Source organism: Sphingomonas jatrophae (genome assembly GCF_900113315.1).
Taxonomy (GTDB): domain Bacteria; phylum Pseudomonadota; class Alphaproteobacteria; order Sphingomonadales; family Sphingomonadaceae; genus Sphingomonas_P; species Sphingomonas_P jatrophae.
Map to the genome: position 1 here is coordinate 1,377,874 of NZ_FOZG01000001.1, position 18,376 is coordinate 1,396,249.

16 protein-coding genes and 1 tRNA gene are annotated in these 18,376 nt (G+C 69.4%); 4 read left to right on the plus strand and 13 right to left on the minus strand.

Going from position 1 to position 18,376, the window contains the following annotated elements; translation table 11 throughout:
- Positions 1-101 precede the first annotated feature (101 nt).
- Genes BM360_RS06505 through rarD form a run of 3 tightly spaced genes read left to right on the plus strand, consistent with a single transcriptional unit; the run spans position 102 to position 2,261 of the window.
- Positions 102-920 carry an arylamine N-acetyltransferase family protein gene (locus tag BM360_RS06505; protein ID WP_093312579.1) on the plus strand — a complete coding sequence of 273 codons (819 nt, stop codon included), beginning with the start codon at positions 102-104 and terminating at the stop codon, positions 918-920.
- Between the two features lie 13 nt (positions 921-933).
- A complete protein-coding gene (locus tag BM360_RS06510) occupies positions 934-1,332 on the plus strand; it encodes a hypothetical protein (protein ID WP_093312582.1) in 399 nt (132 codons plus the stop codon).
- Between the two features lie 32 nt (positions 1,333-1,364).
- A complete protein-coding gene (gene rarD, locus BM360_RS06515) occupies positions 1,365-2,261 on the plus strand; it encodes an EamA family transporter RarD (protein WP_093312584.1) in 897 nt (298 codons plus the stop codon).
- A gap of 4 nt (positions 2,262-2,265) precedes the next feature.
- Here rarD and BM360_RS06520 read toward each other — a convergent pair whose 3' ends face one another.
- Both BM360_RS06520 and pnuC read right to left on the minus strand, forming a co-directional pair.
- On the minus strand, positions 2,266-2,805 hold the full coding sequence (locus tag BM360_RS06520) for an AAA family ATPase (protein ID WP_093313832.1): 540 nt from the start codon (positions 2,803-2,805) through the stop codon (positions 2,266-2,268).
- Positions 2,802-3,380, minus strand: a complete 579-nt coding sequence (gene pnuC, locus BM360_RS06525) for a nicotinamide riboside transporter PnuC (protein ID WP_093312587.1) — start codon at positions 3,378-3,380, stop codon at positions 2,802-2,804. Before pnuC ends, BM360_RS06520 begins: the two co-directional genes overlap by 4 nt.
- Positions 3,381-3,553: 173 nt before the next feature.
- Here pnuC and BM360_RS06530 point away from each other — a divergent pair.
- A tRNA-Pro gene (locus BM360_RS06530) sits at positions 3,554-3,630 on the plus strand.
- A 377-nt stretch (positions 3,631-4,007) separates the two neighbouring features.
- Here the strand turns inward: BM360_RS06530 and BM360_RS06535 are convergent.
- The 11 genes from BM360_RS06535 to BM360_RS06585 are packed head-to-tail and all read right to left on the minus strand — an operon-like array spanning position 4,008 to position 18,371.
- Positions 4,008-4,262 (minus strand): hypothetical protein, encoded by a 255-nt coding sequence (locus BM360_RS06535; RefSeq protein ID WP_093312589.1) that lies wholly within the window; start codon positions 4,260-4,262, stop codon positions 4,008-4,010.
- Complete coding sequence (locus BM360_RS06540; protein ID WP_093312591.1) at positions 4,259-4,729, minus strand: M15 family metallopeptidase domain-containing protein; 471 nt, start codon at positions 4,727-4,729, stop codon at positions 4,259-4,261. The genes BM360_RS06535 and BM360_RS06540 overlap by 4 nt, the downstream gene beginning before the upstream one ends.
- Before the next feature lie 3 nt (positions 4,730-4,732).
- Positions 4,733-5,185, minus strand: coding sequence for a hypothetical protein (locus BM360_RS06545; RefSeq protein ID WP_093312594.1), 453 nt, complete (start codon positions 5,183-5,185; stop codon positions 4,733-4,735).
- Complete coding sequence (locus BM360_RS06550) at positions 5,182-7,293, minus strand: hypothetical protein (protein ID WP_093312595.1); 2,112 nt, start codon at positions 7,291-7,293, stop codon at positions 5,182-5,184. Before BM360_RS06550 ends, BM360_RS06545 begins: the two co-directional genes overlap by 4 nt.
- Positions 7,290-9,758, minus strand: a complete 2,469-nt coding sequence (locus BM360_RS06555; RefSeq protein WP_131819195.1) for a hypothetical protein — start codon at positions 9,756-9,758, stop codon at positions 7,290-7,292. The genes BM360_RS06550 and BM360_RS06555 overlap by 4 nt, the downstream gene beginning before the upstream one ends.
- A 17-nt stretch (positions 9,759-9,775) precedes the next feature.
- Entirely contained in the window at positions 9,776-12,595 is a 2,820-nt protein-coding gene (locus BM360_RS06560; RefSeq protein ID WP_093312600.1) for a GNAT family N-acetyltransferase, read from the minus strand.
- Positions 12,595-14,604: a hypothetical protein gene (locus BM360_RS06565; RefSeq protein ID WP_093312604.1), complete on the minus strand. Its 2,010-nt coding sequence runs from the start codon at positions 14,602-14,604 to the stop codon at positions 12,595-12,597. Before BM360_RS06565 ends, BM360_RS06560 begins: the two co-directional genes overlap by 1 nt.
- A complete protein-coding gene (locus BM360_RS06570; protein ID WP_093312607.1) occupies positions 14,604-15,086 on the minus strand; it encodes a hypothetical protein in 483 nt (160 codons plus the stop codon). The genes BM360_RS06565 and BM360_RS06570 overlap by 1 nt, the downstream gene beginning before the upstream one ends.
- On the minus strand, positions 15,086-15,526 hold the full coding sequence (locus BM360_RS06575) for a hypothetical protein (protein WP_093312609.1): 441 nt from the start codon (positions 15,524-15,526) through the stop codon (positions 15,086-15,088). The genes BM360_RS06570 and BM360_RS06575 overlap by 1 nt, the downstream gene beginning before the upstream one ends.
- Positions 15,523-17,757: a phage tail protein gene (locus BM360_RS06580; protein WP_093312612.1), complete on the minus strand. Its 2,235-nt coding sequence runs from the start codon at positions 17,755-17,757 to the stop codon at positions 15,523-15,525. Before BM360_RS06580 ends, BM360_RS06575 begins: the two co-directional genes overlap by 4 nt.
- Positions 17,754-18,371, minus strand: a complete 618-nt coding sequence (locus BM360_RS06585) for a phage connector family protein (protein WP_093312615.1) — start codon at positions 18,369-18,371, stop codon at positions 17,754-17,756. Before BM360_RS06585 ends, BM360_RS06580 begins: the two co-directional genes overlap by 4 nt.
- Positions 18,372-18,376: the final 5 nt, after the last annotated feature.

An 18,376-nucleotide genomic window follows, 5' to 3' on the forward strand; every position in this document is an offset into this window, starting at 1 on the left:
AGCATGTCGGAAAAGGGCGTCTGAGTGTCACCTTTGTCAACTTAAGCCGCCGCTCGCACGCCGCTTGGCCATTCCGCGCCCCATCCGCTAGACCGCGCGCCATGCTCGATCTCCCCGCCTATCTCGCCCGCATCGCGCTCCCGCTCGCGCCCGAACCCGATGCCGAGGGCCTCGCCACGCTCCAGCGCGCGCACCGGCTCGCCATTCCGTTCGAAAATCTCGACATCCCGCTCGGCCGCGGCATCAGCCTCGATCCCGACGCCGTGTTCGACAAGCTCGTGACGCGCAGCCGCGGCGGCTATTGCTTCGAGCAGAACAGCCTCTTCCTGCGTGCCCTCCACGCCATCGGCTTCGACGCCCGCCCGCTCCTCGCCCGCGTCTGGCTCGGCCAGAGCGAGGTGCCGCCCAAGACGCACACGCTCAGCCTCGTAACACTGGATGGGCAGGAGTGGATCGCCGATGCAGGGTTCGGCGGCAGCTACACGCCCCCCATGCCACTCATCGACGGCACCGAGGCGGCGACGCCCGACGGCGCGCGCCATCGCCTGCGCCGCGATGCCGATCACGGCTGGATGCTGGAGCGCCACGGCCATGCCGAGACAACCGACGGCCGCGGCAGCCATGACGGCTGGGTGCCACAATACAGCTTCACCGAGGAGCGCGTCTGGCCCGCCGATCTCGCCATGGCGAACCACTTTGCCGCGACCGTGCCGGGTGGCCGCTTCACCACGCATCGCATCGTCTCCATCGTGCTGCCCAGCGGCTTCGCCAGCCTCACCGACCGCCATTACACCCGCCGCAACGGCGAGCGCGGCTCCGCCGGTGAGATCACCGACGCACGCACCTATCGCATGCGCCTGTCGCTGATGTTCGGCCTCCACCTCACCGTCGAAGAGGTGGACGGGCTCGGCCTGTTCTGATCGGAGCACCCCGATGCTGCTCGCCCTCGCGCTCGCCACCGCCACGCCCGACGCGGCCGCCGATGTGGTCCGCCGCTATTATGCCCTCCTTGCCGCACGGAACTACGCGCAGGCGTGGCGGCTGTGGGGCGACGATGGCCGCGCCAGCGGCAAACCGGAGGCCGCTTTCGCCCGCGGCTTCGCCCGCACTGCCACCACTTCGGTCAACATCGGCCGCCCCGGCCGGGTCGAGGGTGCCGCGGGCTCGCTCTACGTCACCGTGCCCGTCACCGTCTCGGCACGGCTGCTCGACGGCACGCGCCAGCATTTCACCGGCAGCTACACGCTTCGCCGGGTGAACGACGTGCCCGGCAGCACTGCCCGTCAGCGCCGCTGGCACATCGCCTCGGCCCACCTGCGCCCGCACGCTTGACGCAGACCCGATCCGACCCGCAGGGCGGCGCGATGCAGCTTTCCCCCTCCGAGGCGCGGCTGGGCGTCGCCCAGGGCGCGAGCGCCTATGTGGTCTGGGGGCTGCTGCCCCTGTTCCTCCACCTGCTGGCGGGCGTGCCGGCGCTGGAGATCCTGGCGCACCGCGTCGTCTGGTCGCTGCTGCTGCTGCTCATCGTCGTGACGGTCGCCCGCGCCTGGGGTCCGATCGCGCGCGCCCTGTCGGTCGGGCGGACGCTGGCGCTGCTGGTCGCCAGCGCGAGCCTGATCGGCATCAACTGGCTGGTCTATATCTGGGCGGTGAACAACCATTACACGCTGGAGGCGAGCCTCGGCTACTTCATCATCCCGCTGGTCAACGTCGCGCTCGGCGTGACCCTGCTGGGCGAGCGGCTGCGCCGCATCCAGGCGATCGCGGTCGCTCTCGCCGCCATCGGCGTCGCGGGCGCGGTGGCGGCAGGCGGTGGCAGCATCTGGATCTCGCTCGCGCTGGCGCTCACCTTCGGCACCTACGGGCTGGTCCGCAAGGTTGTGGCGATCGACGCGCTGGGCGGCCTGCTGGTTGAAACCGCGCTGCTCGCGCCGCCCAGCCTGATACTGCTCGTCCTGCGGGGCGGCGGCGCCTTTGGTCAGGACGGCGTGCAGGACATGCTGCTCATCTCCGCCGGGGCGATCACCGCGACGCCGCTGCTGCTGTTCGCTGCGGCCGCTCGCAAGCTGCGCCTGTCGACGATGGGGCTGCTCCAGTTCATCGCTCCGACGCTCCAGTTCGCCTGCGCGACGCTCGTCTTCCACGAGCCGCTGCGCCCCTCGCTGCTCGCAGCCTTTGTCGGCATCTGGGCAGGCTGCCTGCTCTACGCGGCGGACAGCCTGCGCGCCGCCCGCCTGCCCGCGCCCGAGCCCGCCGCCTAAAGGATCAGCCCGCCGGCCGGCCGAGCCCCGCCGCTTCGATCGCGGCCAGCGCGCCGGCCAGCCGCGTCTCCGCCGCCGGCCCGCTGATCAGCGCCCAGCGCACGCCCCGCCGCTCCAGCTCGGCGCGTGACAGCTCGAAGAAGCGGGATCGCTCCGCCGGTGCGCCGAACATGCGCGTGCCGTCGTCCACCCACGGTATGTCGATGTCTAGCAGCAGATAGAGGTCGGCCGTTCCGGTCCACGCATCGAACCAGGGATCACGCTCGCCGAACAGCATGTCGGCCCACACCGCGGTCATCAGCGGATCGGTATCGAGGATCAGGTGGCTGCCGCCCCTCGACTTGGCCGCGACCGTCATCGCATCATGCGTCTCCGCAATGTCGACAAGGTCGTCCATCGTCAGTTCGGTGCCATAGGTCTCGCAGAAGCTGCGACCATATTCAGTGACCAGCTCCGCCCCGAACCGCGTGGCCAGCAAGGCGCACAGCGTCGACTTGCCCGTGCTCTCCGGCCCGTGCAGGCAGATGGTGGCCGGCCCGCTCACGCCGCGGCGCCCCTGCCCTGCACGCGCTCGGCGCGACGCCACTCGATCCACCCCCAGGCGGAGAGCGCGAGAAAGAGGGTGTAGAGCATCATCGTCGGGTGCAGCCCCTTCAGCGCATAAAGCAGGATCGACGCGATATCGACGCCGATCCAGACGAGCCAATTCTCGATATAGCGGCGCGCCAGCAGGATCTGCGCGATCACGCTGGCAATCGCAACGCCGGCATCCAGCCACGGATAAGCGGCGTCCGTCAGCCGCGCCTCCAGCAGCCCCCAGATGAAGATCGCCGCCGTCCCGCAGACCGCAGAGCCAGCGATCAGGCGCGGAGACATGCTGCGGACGATGATATCCCCCACCGCCTCACGGTTGCGGCTCCACAAGGCCCAGCCCCACGCATTCACGACGATGAAGAACAGCTGCAACAGCGCATCGGAATAGAGCTGCGCTTGCCAGAAGATCATCGCATAGAGCGCGACCATCGCGATGCCGAACGGGAAGTTCCAGACGGACCGGCGCACCAGCAACAGGATGTTGCCGAGGCCGAGCGCCACCGCGACGAGTTCGAGCACGGACATGGCTTGCCCCGCTAGAGGCTGATCGCATCTGATGGAACCCCGCACCCGGCCGCGCCGCAGAGCATGACGTCGGACGCGAAAATGTCCGCTTGAACCACCCGAAACCCGCCGCTATAGGCGCGCCTCCAAGCTAGACCGGTCCGCCTCCGAGGGCGTGAAGGACCGGGCTCCGTCGGGGAGTAGCTCAGCCTGGTAGAGCACTGTCTTCGGGAGGCAGGGGCCGGAGGTTCGAATCCTCTCTCCCCGACCATTTCATCCATGCCGTATGACGGCCGCGCGCTCTGGCCGCGGCCGGAGTGAACGGTCCGGCGCGCCATTGGTAGTTCGCGGGTTCGGCGATCAGGTCTGGCCGTTCTCCCAGGCAAGTGCACCGTTGCCGCCCTTCCCGCGGGCAAGCGCGCCGTTGACCAACCGATGTAGACTGTGCCATCGACTGCGGATCGAGCAGGTCTTGTTGGGCCGCCTTATTCAGGCAGGCACCGGCAGCGAACCTGACGCTCGATATGCGGGTGTAGCTCAATGGCAGAGCAGAAGCTTCCCAAGCTGTCACCGCGGTAGCGTTTACAACAACTTAGATCGGCACATCATTCCCACGATCGCGTAACTCGTGGCGAGCGTTGGAATGGCTCAGCTGTCCTCTCCGACGTTGACGTCACCCGTTCGCGTGGTCGCGATCGGCGCACCCTTCGGGCGAAATGTGCCGATCACTCCGATGAGCCCCGTGGTCGCACCGCCCAGAAAAGCCAGCGCAGCGATCACCTTGGCGAGCTGCGCTTCGCTGCCGTCGAAGCTCATGCAGATGACCACCGCGCCGACCGTCAGAGCGACGATCGAGGCCAACGTAGCGAGGTAGGCGATCAGCGCCTGCCGCTCCTGGTTCATGCCGCACGCTCGAAATGGACGGCGTCCGTCTCACCCTTCTCGAATAGCTTGCCGTCCTGGTCCCAATCACCGCCGTAGCGCAGCCGCACGCCGACCTCCCGCCCCGCGGCCATGATCGCCTCGTAGAGCGCGCGAAACAACGGCAGGTGATCCCGTGTGTTGGCCAGCTGGCCCCGCACCAGCGGATAGACGTCGACCGCGCGACCGTCCGCATGATTGCTGGCTAGCGGGTTGGATAGCCACGTCACCTTCGCTACGCCCGGCATCGCATACTTCTCAGGCACGCCCTTGGCCCGACACTCGGCTGCGGTCCGGCCCTTGCCGTAGTTGATCCACATCTGCTCTTTCGAACGCACGCCCTCCGCGACCGTGCAGTCGAACGTCAGCCGGCTAACGCCCGTCCGGATCGCCGCCGCCAGCTTGAGGTCAACGCCCTCCAGCCGCTCATAACGCTTCAGCATGCCCATTCTTCAGCTCCTGTCTGCGACGTCGATGGCGCCGAGCTCGGCGGCCATCGTCGGGGGGATGATCGGGTCGAGCGGGAATGCCGTGGCGAGCAGCTGCTCGGCGCGCTTCAGCGCACTGTTCATCGGGTCACGCTCACGCAGCGCGCCGGCGACGAGCTCGAAGGCGAGCCGCAGCGCCTGGTTCTCCGCCGATCGCTGATCGAGCTGCTGCTGGAACGACTGCATCGCGCGCTCGACCTTCGCGAGATAGCCGTCTTCCTTGCCCTCGATCCGGCGATCGCGCTCCTCCAGCTCGCTGTGCCACCGCGCCAGCTTGGCCTCGCGAACGCTGGCGGTCCGCTCCGCTCGCCGCTCGCCCCATTGCAGCAGCCACTGGACGCCCTTGCCGACCGCAGCCGCCAGCGCGATCGCGCCCGCCAGCAGCCCGCCGGCTTCGCCGAGCGACGGTTCGCTCATCCCGTCACCCCTTCGAGCACGTTGCCCGCTGCCTGGAACGCCGCGTTTCCGCGCGCATCCGCGCCGTTGAACCGCACCTTGAACGCCGCGTCGCCGCTCGCCAGCACGCCCGGATCGATGCCGCCGCCATGGATCGAGTTGAACCCGCAGTTCGCGTCCAGCTCGATGCCGACCGTGAACCGAGCGCCGATGCCGCGGATCACGGGCTTCAGGATGTTGCGGTTCGAGTTGATGAGCACGATCGCGGCCGGCTTCACGCTGCCGCTGATCTGCCAGATCTCCGGCTCGATCCTCGCACCGATCGCCCCGTTGAGGCGCACCGGCACCGCGAAGCCGCGCAGCAGCGTGCCCCACATCGAGAAGATGCCGCTGCCATAGACGTCCAGCCCGCCCTGCATGTCGGTGCTCGCCAGCGCCTCACCCAGCAGCACGCTCCATCGTCCCTGAAACTGGCTGTTCGCAAAGGCCGTGCCGCACGACGCCACATAGGGGTTGAGCATGTTGATGGAGGCGAACTGGTTGAGGTGGTGGCAGAAGAATGCCACGCCGGCGAAGCCGTCGACCCGGCAGTTGCCGATCGTCTGATCCTGTGACGAACCCGCATCAGGCAGCAGCTCGTAGGGACCGGGTGCGCCCGTGAAGAACGCGATGCTGCTGTTCTTCGTCATGCCCTGGACGACTATGCCGTGCCCGCCGGAGACCGCCCCCTCCAACTTTTCCTGCCACACGTCGGCGGTCAGCCCGTAGTTGAGCGACAGCGCCGACCAACCCGCGGCCGGGAACTCGAAGGCGGTATTGCCCTCGGCACGGAGCGAGCCGTTGTTGCCGACGAACTTGTTCGGCAGCCAATACTGATAGGGCAGATAGCCGCCATACATGAAGGCGATCGAGAACTGCGCCGTCTCGTCCGTCGCGGGCTGGGCATTGCAGTCGATCAGATTGCATGTCGCGGTCAGCTGGACGTGGAAGCCGACCGGGGAGTTGAACACCCGGCAGCGACGGATCTCACTGTTGGTGGTGAACCGCGCCAGCACGCCCTTCACCGCATCCTCGGCGTCGCCCGTTTGCGACGGCGCCGTCGTGCCGGTCCGCATGAACACGACGTCGCTGCAATATTGGCCCCGCACCAGCGTCTCGGGGCTATTCCCCCCCATTTGGAAGATCGTGGCCGTCCGCGCCTTGGTGCCCGTCAGGCAGATCTGCGAGAAACGGGTGAACCCGTATGACATGCCGCGGCCGATCAGCCGCCGATCGCCGATCCGCCATTCCAGCGTGTCCGAAATATAATAGATCCCGGTGTCGAGCAGCGTGTCCTGGCAGAGCGCGTGGCAGGCTTCGAGCGCGTCCAGCGTGTCCGCCGCCTTGCTCGCATCACCGGGCACCGCACCGAACCATTCGGGCCGGCCATAATCGCCATCGCGGATCCGCTCGTAATACCAGCCCGGATAGGCCGAGAGCACGAACACGCCTTCCAGCGGATCGGACGGGGGAAGGCCCTGCCGCGTGACGAAATGGCCCTCGCGACGTGCTTCCGCGAGGAACACGATCTGGCCCGCGATCGGCGCGATCAGCGCCGCCAGATGCGCGCGGAGCGCACAGACGATCGCCGCACCGGGCAGCGCCGGCACCGGCGCCGGCACGCCAACCAGCCGTCCCGCCGCCCAGCCGGCATAGCCGGCCCGCTCCGCCACCGGCGGCAGCGTGAACCCGCTTTCCCCAGGCGGTGACAGGATCGCCCGGCCGCCCAGCATGTCCAGCCCGTCGCCGAGCTCCTGGAGCACCATCGTTTGCCGATCGAGCGCTTCTTCATGGCTGCGTGCCGGAAAGCGATCGTTCGTAGTGTAGCGCATCACCTGCGCCCGCGGCGTCCAGCGACGGATCGTGAGCGTCGCCCCGGCGAACGACACCGCCAGCTCCAGCGTGCCGCCCGCGTCCGTCTCGCCCCCGGTTGCGGTGAAATCCACCCCCGGCACCAGCGGCGTCACGATCGTTCCGATCCGCCGCTCGGCCGTGAGCACACCGTCGAGGAACCGGAACGGCACGGCGAAACTCAACGTGTCGCCATTCTCCAGATAGGAGACGGTGGACGGCAGCGCGGCGACGGTCATGGATTGCCTCCCAGCAAAGGATCGAAGTCGGGGGCGCGGTCCGGTGCCGTCTCACCGGGACGCCAGAAATAGGCTTGGCCGTAATCCTTGCGCAGCCGCTGCTGCTGGCGCCGCCAGCTCGCATGCGCCTGCGGATCCGCCGCCTCGCGCATCCGGTCGAGCCACAGCCGGCGAGCTGCGAGGCGGGCATACCAGAGCGTGGATCCGGGCAGGTTGTTCTCGAACAGCCGCTCCGCCTCCCGGCCGAGGTTCGACCGCTCGTCGCCACCGATCGCCCCGGGCACGCCGAACGCCAGTCGCTGCGCCGGGTCGATTACGTTGGCGATCGTCGGGCCCGCCAGATAGCCCGCAAACCCGCCGCCTGTGCGCGACTGCCCCTGAACGCCGCTGTTGACGAAGTCGCCTAGGATGCCGGCGCCGCCACCCTGGATGAAGGCGCGCGCCATCGTCTTCTCGTCGAGCGGCGGCGGATCCTTGCCGTCAGCGATCGCCTTGAACACCAGCGACGCGAGGCCGCCGATCGTCAGCAAGCTGACAAGGCCACTCGCATAATAGCTGCGGCTACGGGCCGGCGCGTCGCCGAAGAAGATGCGCTGCCACTGCGTCATCATCGCGATGATCGAATAGCTCTTATACTGCGTCATGGAGTGCAGCAGCTCGCCCGGCACCGTGCCGCGCTCGCCGAACGTGCCCCGCCCGCCCATCGCCAGCATCGTGCCCGCCCGCAGGCTCTCGCCCGGCGTGGCGAAGCGCGTCTCGCTGTCGATCATCTCGAGGAACAGCGTCGCGAGGCGATCGTCCGCCATCTCGTCCGGCCGCAGCAGCCGCACGCCCGCCTGCTCGAACAGCGGTGTTGCCCGCGCCTTGTCCCAGCCGGCCGCGCCGATGCCGTAGCGCGTCAGCGCTCGCTGGAACGGCTCGTCCAGCTGGTCGAACGATCGGCCCGCCCGCTTCGCCATGCCCATCATGAAGTTGAGGCCGGTCGCCTGCTTCATCGCCTCGGTATGGCTGGCGAGGCCGGACAGGCGCATCGTGCTGTCCGCCAGCCGGCGGCTCAACTCGTGCATGTTGAACGGGACGGCATTGCCCTCCCGCCACATCCGCTCGGCCCGGCTGGTCATGTCGTTGACCACCAGCCCCGCCTCCAGCGCGATCCGCCGGTGCGTGCGGTCCGCCGGGTTGAGCAGCTTCGCATAGGTCATCAGCCCGCGCGTCGCGGACAGGCCGTTATAGGCGGCGGTGATGGACAGGAACGTCGGGTCCGTCGTGATCGCCGACAAGAACGCGCCGCCGAGGTTCGCCGTCACGTTCCAGTTGCGGATGCCGGAGAAGACGCGCGCCGTCGTGCCGTTGTGCGGCCGCGTCAGCTCGCCCGAATACATCCGCCACATCCGGTCCGTCTCGCGCGCCGCGTCTGCTGCCCGCATCATCGCCCGCGCGTTCGGTGCCAGCTCACGCGACGGCGCCACCTGCTGCCGCAGCACGTCGCCCAGCCAGCGCACCGTCAGCCCCGGATTGGGGCCGAGGATCTCCATCGACGCGATGTCGCGCGCCATGCCGTCGATATGGCCGACGATCGCGTTCCACGGATCTCCCGTCCCGAACCGCTCCGCATAGGCCAGCCACGCATCCGCATCACGGAAGTGCAGGAAGCGGCTGTCCGCGCGACGGTTCGCGACCTTGGCGCCGACCATCTGCCCGGGCTTGGCCTTGTTCAGCCCGTCGCTGACGATCGTGTCATAGACCTCGGCCAGCACGTCGCCGAGCTCGGCATCGCTGAACGGCTTGCCCGTGATCCCATCCACCGTCCGCTCGCGATCCAGCAGCGGCGCGATAAAGGCCCGCCACGCGTCAAGCGGGACGCCGCGCACCGCGAGGCTGTCATGCGCCTGCGGCAAGCCCCAGCGGTCGAGTTTGCCGATATGGCCGCCCGCCGCGTTGAACCGGCGCCGCAGATACTCGCTCGTCGTGCCCCACGCGCCCGCCAGCTCGCGCGCGCCGGCATCGTCGATCGTCTCGCCAAAGGCAGATCGGACGAGGTTTTCGAGATCAGCGGGGTTGCGCGCGCGGCCGAGCAGGTCGCGCTCGAACCGGCGCAGAAAGGCGCCCATCTTCGACCAGGCCAGCATCCGCACCGCCGCCCGCCGATTGTCGAGCGACGAGACGCCGCGCACGCGCTCGTGATGGTCGAACAGCGCGATCGCATACTGATCGGCCCGGCCGCCCTCGGCAACGTGCTTGGTTAGCCCTTCGAGGATCGCCCGCTGCTGGCCGATCTGAAGGAACTTGGTCCGCCGTGCCTCGGCCGCTTCCTTCTCCAGCCGCTCGACGACGTCGCGGCTCGCCAGCGCTGCGGCGGTCGTGGTACCATATTGCTTGGCATAGGCCGCCTCCTGCTCGTCGAGCATCTTCAGGAAGCGCTTTGCCCGCGCATTGTCGATCTTGCCCTGCGCCTGCAGGTCCACGATGCACGCCCGCGCACTCACAGACACCCCCTCAGCTCGGCGATCGCCGCATCTTCCGCGTCGAGCTCGTCCCAGATCGAGGACAGCTCCTCATAGGTCGGCGTGGCGCCGCCCTCCCCTTCGATGCCGGCGACGGCGAAGCGCGCGTCGCTCTCGGCGTCGTCACGCAAAGGTGCGAGATCGTGACCGATGCTCTCCACCTGGACGAGCGAGCCGGGACCGTGCGGATCGTCGAAGTCGGCGAACGGCACGTAATCGTTCGGGGCATAGCCGCCTTCGATCGCCTCGGGCGTTGCCAGCGCCAGATCCTCGTCGGCCAGCGCTGAGCGGGCGTTGAGGATTGCCAGCGCCGCATCGTCGGGGCTCTCTCCCGCCAGCGTCGCATCCAGCAGCGCCGCGGCTTCGTCGTCGCTGAAGCGCGTGCCCCATGCCGCTTCCATCGTCTCGGCCAGCTGATCGCGCTGCGCGGTATATTCGGGATCGGCCGCGCGATCGGCGAAGGAGACGCGGTCCGCCTCGCGCACCAGCTCGCGCTCGGCCGGGTGATAGACCTTACCGAAGCTCGCCTGCTCCAGCAGCTCCAGCACCTCGCGCTCGGTCGGCCGGCGATCGCCGAACCACTTCTGCTCCCACAGCCACTCGCCAAGGTCGTCGACGCTCTGCCCCGCCTTGCGCAGCAGCGGACCGGCACCGGGAATCATCCGGCGCAGGTTCATGCCCTTGGCGAGCGCGTGCCCCTCATCGTCACGCAGGCCGCCCCGGTCCGCGATCTGCGTCAGCAGGTCGACAGGCCCCTGCCGCTCGACCTTGCGGCGGGCGCGCGGCCGTCCTAGATCCTGTCCAGCTGCGAGCGCCCCGGGCGTACGGGAAGGCGCATCTGCGATTTCTCCTCGCGCCCCCCGCCAGGCGTTGACGAAGGCCGCACCATCCGGGGTTAGATCGCCGGCGCCCGCGGCGCGCTCGACCGGCAGACCCTCTGCCCTGAGTGCATCGTAAAGCTTGGTTGCGATCCCCTGCCTGCGGAAGTCCGGTCGAACGTAGGTCAAAATCGCTTCGTGGATCTCGCGCGCCTCGGCGCTGAGCGCGAGTTGGACAGCCCCCTGCGCTTGACCGCTCTCGTCTCGCCACACAGCGGTAGCAAGATCCTCGCCTTCACGAACGATGCTGACGCCCGGCTCTCCGGTCTTGGCCTGGAACATCAGCACGGATGAAGGGCCCAAACCGTCATCGGCGGCCGCCGATTGAGGCACCGTAGCGATGACTGGCTCTCGTGCCTCTGCCAGCAGCTCGGTGCGCACTCGTGGCGCTGGCAGCGGCTCGGCCGCCGCGGCTGCCTCGCCCGCACCGCCCATCTTGCGGTCGGCCCACCGCACCAGATCGCGTGTCGTCTTGCCGGAAAGCAGGCCGCGGTTTGCCGCCACCGCCTTCTCACCCACGATCCGCTCGATCGGGGTGTCCGGCGCGCTCGTCACCGAGCGAATGACCCGGATCGCCTTCTCCGGCCCGAAGAAGTGGGCGAGGTAGCGATTGCCGTCGGTCGACTGCACGCCGGCGGACGCGAAGGCGCGGTCGTAATCTTCGCCGACGAGCTGCACCATCCGCCTCGCGGTCCGCGCGTCCGTCTTCAGCGCGAGGATCTGCGCGTCGCTGCGGCCACCCGCCCCGAAGTGCTGCTTGAAGCTGGCAAGCCACGTGCTGTCCGTGAACTGGCCAAGGCCCGAAGCGCTCGACGTCTTCGCCCGCGCATTGGGGTTGCCGCCGCTCTCGACGGTGATGACCTTCTCGGCCCAGCCCTCGATCGCGCTGCTCAGCTTCGCCGCGATCGGCAGCTCGGCCGCCTTCGGCTCGGGCAGCAGCTGGGCGACGTCGCCGGCGCCGTCCAGGATCTCCTCCATCGCCTCGATCCGCGAGGCGTGAAGCGCGGCCCCGTCGGGCGTGTCGTCGAATGGACTGCTCTCGCGCAGCTCGACATCGTCGCGCAGCACCGCCGCCGCTTCCAGCTCGGACGGGGTCAGCGTCGGATTGTCGCTGTCCGGGCGGAAAGCACGGTCCACCTCCGCCAGCACTGCGCGATCGTCGATCGTGCCAGCCTCGATCGACCGGCGCAGCGCCTTGCCGAACGAAGCTGCATCGCGCGACCGGGCCCGCTCGGGGAACGCCGCGCGGACCTGCGCGTCGAATGCGGCCAGAGCCTTGCTGCCCAGCTGAGGCGCGCGCCTTGCCGCCGCGCCCGCCAGCTCGCCGCCGCCCTGGATCAGCCCGCCGGCGACGAAGTTGAGCGCGGTGCGGCCGACGTCATACTCGTCCGTGACGCCGGCGCCGAGATCCAGCCCCTGCGCCGCCGCATCGGTGCCCGCGTTGATCGCTGCCTGTGCCGCCATCCGGCCGATCAGCGTCTCGCCGGGCCCGAGCGCGTAGGTCGGGTTCGCATCGCCGACGATCGCGCCGAGCAGATCCGCGGCCGAGCGCGCGAGATTGCCCGCCAGCGATCCGTCCGCCTTCCACGCAGGATCCGCCGCGTCGAGCGCGTCGACCTGCGCGCGCCGCTCGCGTTCCTCCGCGGCCAGTCGCTCGCGCTTCAGCTGGATGCGCTGATCCAGCGTCAGCTTGCCGGAAGGATCGTAAGCCGGGCTGAGTGACGGCGCGACGGCGCGGCCGATCGACATGCCGAGCGAGCGACCATCCCACAGATCGCGAAAGCGGTCGGTGAACCGCTCCGCCAGCCCACGCTCGGGCGCGTGGAACCCCGGTTGCGCCGCCAGCACGTCCGCCGGCACCTGCGCCGCAGGGCCGGGAACGTCGACGTCGTCGATCATGTCGAGCGGTCCGCCGAGCATCAGGGCAGCTTCCGCCAGTCCAGCCGGAACTCTCCACCCCCGAGCTTCTGGACGTATCCGCCCTGCGGCGTCGCGAACGCATAGCTGCCGTCCGCCAGCGCCACGGGTGTCAGCGCCTTCAGCTGCCCGGGCGTCATCCGCACGAAGCCCGCCCCGTTCGACCAGGCCGGCGCGATCCCGCCAGCCGCCGCGACGATCGCCTCGCCGCTCGCACGCGCCATCTTCCGCTCGAACTCGGCCTGGCTCATCATCGACGGCAGCACGACGTGAGCGCCGTTCCACACGCCCATGCCGCCGCGCCGCTCGCCATTGACTACGACGCCGCCCAACGCAGCGTTCAGGGCAGTGCGGTAGCTGGTAGGATCACCGACGACGCGCGCGTTCCGCGCCATGCGGGCCTTGTAGATGTTCCTCGCTGCAGCCTGCAGGCCGCCGATGTAGTTACCGCCAAGCCGGCGAAGCGCGCCCGACAGAAACCCGCTAGCAACTGCTGCCGTGTTCAGATCAACGAGCTTGTCGGGATCATCAGGTGACGGCGTTTTGAATAGCTGGCCGTCCGGCACGTCCACGCCGAGCAGCGCATCTCGCGCGGTAGCGGGATCGCCCGACGTGGCAAGCCGCGAGGCGAGCTCAAAGGTGCGATCTCCACCCGCGACCTGCCGCACTACGGCGGGCACGTCCCCGCCCCATTGGCGAACTGCCTGCAGCGCTTCGTAACGCTGCGCCGGCGTGCCCGTGCGGATCTGCTCCGCCAGCGGTGCGGCCTCGGCTGGCGTCAGCCGCGGCACGAACGCCTCGCCCGTCGCTCCCTCGATTGCGCGCGCCCAGCTCGTCCGCGCCTGCGGCCCCGCCTCCAGCGACGGCGGCGGCGCGCCCGCCCCCGCCGCCCACTTGCCCGGATCCGCGTTGAACTCGCCCGTCCGCTTGGGTGCGATCGCCTCGATCTGCTTGAGCCGGACGTCATCGGCGGGCGAGCGCCGATCGCCCAGGCCGCGCAGCCGCGCCGTCTCCCGCTCGAAATCCGCCGGCGTCCACGCCTGCGTTTCGCGATTGACCCCCGCGCGTTGCCGCTCGACCGCCAGCTGGTAGGCACCGCTCGCATCGCCGAGCGCCGTGGCAAGGCCAGCACCGGCGACGAGTTCGCCATCCGGCACTTCCTCGCCCGCGTCGAGCCGCGCCTTCAGCAACGCCAGCGTCTCGCGCGCCTGCCCCTTGGCGACGGCATCGCGCGCCTGTGTCGCCGCCTCTGCACGTCGCACCTCGACCTGCGCGCCGTTCCGTGCCTGCTCGATCTGCTCCGGAGACAGGATGTCGCCGAAAACCCCACTGTCGAGCATTGCGACGGCACCCGCGGGGTTGGTGTCGTTCAGCCCGTTGAGGTAGCCGATCGTCACCGTCTGATCGTGGTAGCGGACCAGCTTCTCGCGGACGTCGGCCGGAACGCCCGTCATCGCCTCGATCGCCTGCCGCCCGAGGCTCAGTTCCTCGCCGTAGCTTTTCGGATCATGCGCCAGCCGCGCGCGGTTCGCACCGAAGTCGGATGCCCGCTGCTGATCCTCCGCAACCTTCTTGATCCGGGTGCCGCTTTCCCACTGATACTCGGCCGCGTCGAACCGCGAGCCGAACTCGGCCAGCTGCTCGGTCGCCGAGTTGCGCACGCGATCTTCGGTGATGCCGTCGAGCAGCTTGGCCCGCCGATCCTCCCACCATTTCGCCATTGCCTGCGCATGGCCGGCGCCACCCGGCGCGGCGTTCGCGCGCGCATCGATCGACGCTCGGTCCGCCTCGGCCCGCGCCGCCGCGAAGCGCGCGCCAAAGTCCGCCGCCTCCGCGTCGGCCCGCTGTTGCCGCTCGACGCGGAACGCGCGGACCTCCGCCTCGTGCAGCGTGCCGCCGAGCTCGGCCACGGCCTGACCGATCCCGGCGCCGAACGCGTCCGCTCCAGCGCTCGGCAGACCGGCCGTCCCGCCCGGTGCCACCTGCCGCTCATAGCCCCGCTCGACGGCCATCAGCGCGGCCCCGGCGCAGCTGCAGCGGGCGAGCCGCCATAGGATCGCGCCGCGCTGCTGCCTGCCCGCGCCGCCGCCCAGTCCGACTGGCTACCAGCAACCGACGAGGCCGCGCCGAGCAGCCCGGCGACCAGCGCATTTTCCCCGCTCGCCTTAGCGATCTTCCCCTGCGTGCGCGCTGCTCGCGCCTTCGCCGCCGCCTGCCGCCGCAACGTCATCGCATCGAGCACCGCATTAACCTGGCTCTGCGTCAGCGCCTCCAGCGCAGATCCGGTGCCCGGCTGGAAGCCGCTGCCCGCCTGCGCCGCAACCTGCTCGCCGATCGCCAGCCGCGCCGCCTCGCGGACCCGCGCTTCCTCGACGACGCCGTCGCGCTCGGCCTCGATCGCCTCCGTCTTCGCGACCTGGTTGTTGTAGCGGCCCGCCTCGTAGCTCGCGACGCCGCCGACGATCTTGCCCGCCGCCTGGACGAACTCGGCCATTAGCGGATCCTCTCGAACAGGATGTGATCTTCGGACGCCGCGCCGAACTTTCGCAGCACGTGCGCCGCGGTCAGGCCGACCAGCCGCGCCCAAATGACCTCTGCGTCCACGTCGGCGCGCACGATCGCCTCGATCCGGGCAAGCGGGCTACGCATCACCAGCCGCCGCGCCGCGCGCGTGACTGCGAGATGCGCGCCGCCCAGCCCTTCGGCGAGAAGGGCCCATGCGACGCCCTGCGCGCCCGGAAACGTCTCGCGGATGCCGAAGCAGGCGACGATCCGCGCACCGACGAAAGCGGTCAGCGCCGCCCCTTCGTCGACGAGCTCTGCGGCCTCGGCCAGCGTCATGTCGCGGCTCAGGCCCATCTGCACCCGCTGCGACGCCTGCCGGCGGATCTCGACCGCATCTTCCGGGCGCATCGGGCGGATCTCGACCGTCACGATCCCACCGCCACTTTCGGCATCGCCGCGACGATCACTGCCGGCAGCGGATCCGAGCTGACGAACGTCGCCTGACCGTGGCGATCCCATCCGCCCGAGACCGACCGCTCGCTGTCCGCCGATAGCGGCGGCACCGGCTCGTCCATCCGATCGCTTCCGGTGCGATCGATCAGCTCGTCCAGCTTGCCGCCCTTCGCGCCGACGCGGATGCCAACCGTGTCGAGCAGGCGCAGCACGATGCCGACGAGCCGTTGCCGCTTGCCCTGGCTCGTCTCGCCGTTCGTGCGGAGCTCGGGGCGGAGCGTCGTCAGTGTCGCGTCGTAGCGAAGCCCGATCGTGATCCTGAACGGCCGCTCGTCCGGCACCGCATTCTCGGGCAGGTCGATGCTCCCGTCCGGATTGACGGTAATGTTCTGCACGACGCCGCCCGCCGCCAGCACGGCGACCGGCTTGCCCGCCAGATGCGCCAGCCCGGCAAAGTGTGTCTGGCCCGACGCTGCAATCCCCGACACGCCGGCATCCACGAAGAAGGCATTCTCCAGCGGATCGCCCTCGTCTCGCCATGGCGCCATCTTCTCGACACTGCGCACGCCCTCACGCTCGATCAGGCACCACAGCTCATCGGTCAGCCCATCGGCGCCGACGATCGTCACGGCGCTGAGGATCCGGCCGCCGCCGCCGGGCACGATCCGCGCGAAGCCCTTGATCTCCTGCTCGGGGGCGTGCGGATGCACCGCGATCTGCCCGTCGGCGCGCACCGCCAGCAGCAGCTCCTCCGGCTCGGCCTGGAAGGCGAACTGGCGAATGCCGCTCCGGGTGACGTGGCGGCACCATACGGTCATGTTCGCCGCAACGTAGCGATCGTTCGCGAACGCATATTGCGCCTCGCGCAGCTTGCGTCCGCCACGCTGCACGAAGATCGTCGAGGTGCCGATCTGCGCCGGCCATACCCGCTCGCTGCCGTAGAAGCTCTGCGGATCTGCCGCGATATTGTCCCCCGACACGGCCGCGCCGCTGTTGATCGCACCGACCGCCAGCTCCTTCGAGGCAGTGCCGACGATCAGCTTGCGATCGCCCGCCACCCACAGCACCGGATCCTCGGTCGCCAATGTGCGGCGGAAGCCGAGATCCGCGGCGATCAGCCCCGCGCTCGTCGTGGTCGCGAAGTTGACCCGGCCGCCGCCATAATCCCCCGCAACCGACCCGACGACGTCGAAGCCCTTGAAGAACAGCAGCCGGCCGAACGCCACCTTCACCACGCTCGGCCAGCCGGCTGCGGCGGAGAAGATGCTCTTGGCCCAGCGATGCGTCGCCACCGTCTTGACGCTGTCTGCCAGTCGCCGCGTCACCTCGACCGTGGCCGACATGCCGTCGGAAGCGACGGCGGTGATCCGGCCTTGGCCGAAGCGATCGTGCAGGTAGCGCCAGCGGACGCCGAACGGACCCTTCTCGTTGATGTCCTCGCCCTGGTTCGACCCGTCCCACTCACTGCCGGACGTGTGGATCGGCTGGATCGTGCCGGTCCGCCCGGGTGTCTCGGCCACATAGACCTTGCCCTCCGACCGCCGCCGCTGCCCGACCGTCACGCCGTCCATCCCGGCATCCCATGCCGTGACGTCGGAGAAGTCTCGCGCCTCGATCCGGATCGACGCGCCGACGTCTCCGGCGGCGAAGATCGGCTTCGTTGCCGTCACGGTCACGGTGCCGGTCGTGTCGCTCACGGCGACGGTCGCCGCCTCGTCGCCATTCGGATCGGCGAACGGTCCGTTCAGCAGCTCCAGCACCTCGTAGGTGAAGCTCGTCGCGCCCGTCCGCACGATCGCCGCCGGTGGGTGATCCGGGTGCGCCAGATAGAGCCGGTCGAAGCTCTGCTGCATCGAGATGAACGGCGCTTCGGCCGCGCTGTAGGGCACCGCCAGCTCAAGCGGCACATTCGGCGACGTCTCGATCCGCTCGCCGTTCGTGAAGAACCGGACGATCCCGTCGCTAAACTCCAGCAGATACTGCTGCGTCAGGTTGAACCGGAAGGCCGCGAGCCATCCCGCTGTCACGCGTGACGGGCGGATATATTCGAAGCCCGGCCGCTTCACCGCGGCGCCTTCCACCGTGGGCACGAAATTCTCGCACGTCTCCACGCCGACCGGGTAGATCGCCGTGTCGACGCGGCCGCCCATGCGCGGGCTCAGCTCGCCCCCGTTGAAGCTCGTCGCGATCGGCCGCGCCAGCGTCACGTCACCGGATCCCCGTTGGGCGAGAAGCGCGTCGGCTCACCGCTCCAGCCACGCGCCAGCTCCCATCCGGTCGGCTCGGGTCGCAGCGGCGGGTTCTCGCGCGCGTCCGCGCGGATCGCACGGCCCAGCGCCTGCTGATAATCAGCCCAGCAGTCGTTCCTGATGCCGCGGTCGCCCGTAATCCGCATCGCGATCTGGAAGGCGAGCCGGCAGGCGAACACCTCTACGAAGGCATCGTCCCACAGCGCCGTTTCTCGCACGTCGGTAAGGAAGCGGATGTGGAGGGGCGCCGCCATGTGCGTCAGGATGTCGCGCCCTTCCAGCTGCCAGTCCGATCGTCGGCGGCAGTTCAGCACTTCCACCAGGCGCAGCGACGTTGCCGGCAACGGATAGGCGAAGGACCACGGGTGCGGCGGCGCGCCGGCGCGTGCCGCCAGGCCCTGACGTTGCACGGCGAAGTTCCACGTGTGATCGCGGATCGCGGCGCGCCGGACGGTGTCCCACACGGCTTTCACCGATCGGCCGACATGCGTGTCGTCGTCGGGCGAGCGCAGCTGATCGTCCGCGCCCAGCTTGGACGCAGCCAGATTGGCGATTTCGACGTAGCTGCTCACCCGCG

What these genes read in the sequence shown, in the direction of transcription:
- BM360_RS06505 (WP_093312579.1), top strand. Translation starts at nt 102, where the DNA reads ATGCTCGATCTCCCCGCCTATCTCGCCCGCATCGCGCTCCCGCTCGCG.
- BM360_RS06510 (WP_093312582.1), top strand. Translation starts at nt 934, where the DNA reads ATGCTGCTCGCCCTCGCGCTCGCCACCGCCACGCCCGACGCGGCCGCC.
- rarD (WP_093312584.1), top strand. Translation starts at nt 1,365, where the DNA reads ATGCAGCTTTCCCCCTCCGAGGCGCGGCTGGGCGTCGCCCAGGGCGCG.
- pnuC (WP_093312587.1), bottom strand. Translation starts at nt 3,380, where the DNA reads ATGTCCGTGCTCGAACTCGTCGCGGTGGCGCTCGGCCTCGGCAACATC.
- BM360_RS06535 (WP_093312589.1), bottom strand. Translation starts at nt 4,262, where the DNA reads ATGAACCAGGAGCGGCAGGCGCTGATCGCCTACCTCGCTACGTTGGCC.
- BM360_RS06540 (WP_093312591.1), bottom strand. Translation starts at nt 4,729, where the DNA reads ATGGGCATGCTGAAGCGTTATGAGCGGCTGGAGGGCGTTGACCTCAAG.
- BM360_RS06545 (WP_093312594.1), bottom strand. Translation starts at nt 5,185, where the DNA reads ATGAGCGAACCGTCGCTCGGCGAAGCCGGCGGGCTGCTGGCGGGCGCG.
- BM360_RS06550 (WP_093312595.1), bottom strand. Translation starts at nt 7,293, where the DNA reads ATGACCGTCGCCGCGCTGCCGTCCACCGTCTCCTATCTGGAGAATGGC.
- BM360_RS06560 (WP_093312600.1), bottom strand. Translation starts at nt 12,595, where the DNA reads ATGCTCGGCGGACCGCTCGACATGATCGACGACGTCGACGTTCCCGGC.
- BM360_RS06565 (WP_093312604.1), bottom strand. Translation starts at nt 14,604, where the DNA reads ATGGCCGTCGAGCGGGGCTATGAGCGGCAGGTGGCACCGGGCGGGACG.
- BM360_RS06570 (WP_093312607.1), bottom strand. Translation starts at nt 15,086, where the DNA reads ATGGCCGAGTTCGTCCAGGCGGCGGGCAAGATCGTCGGCGGCGTCGCG.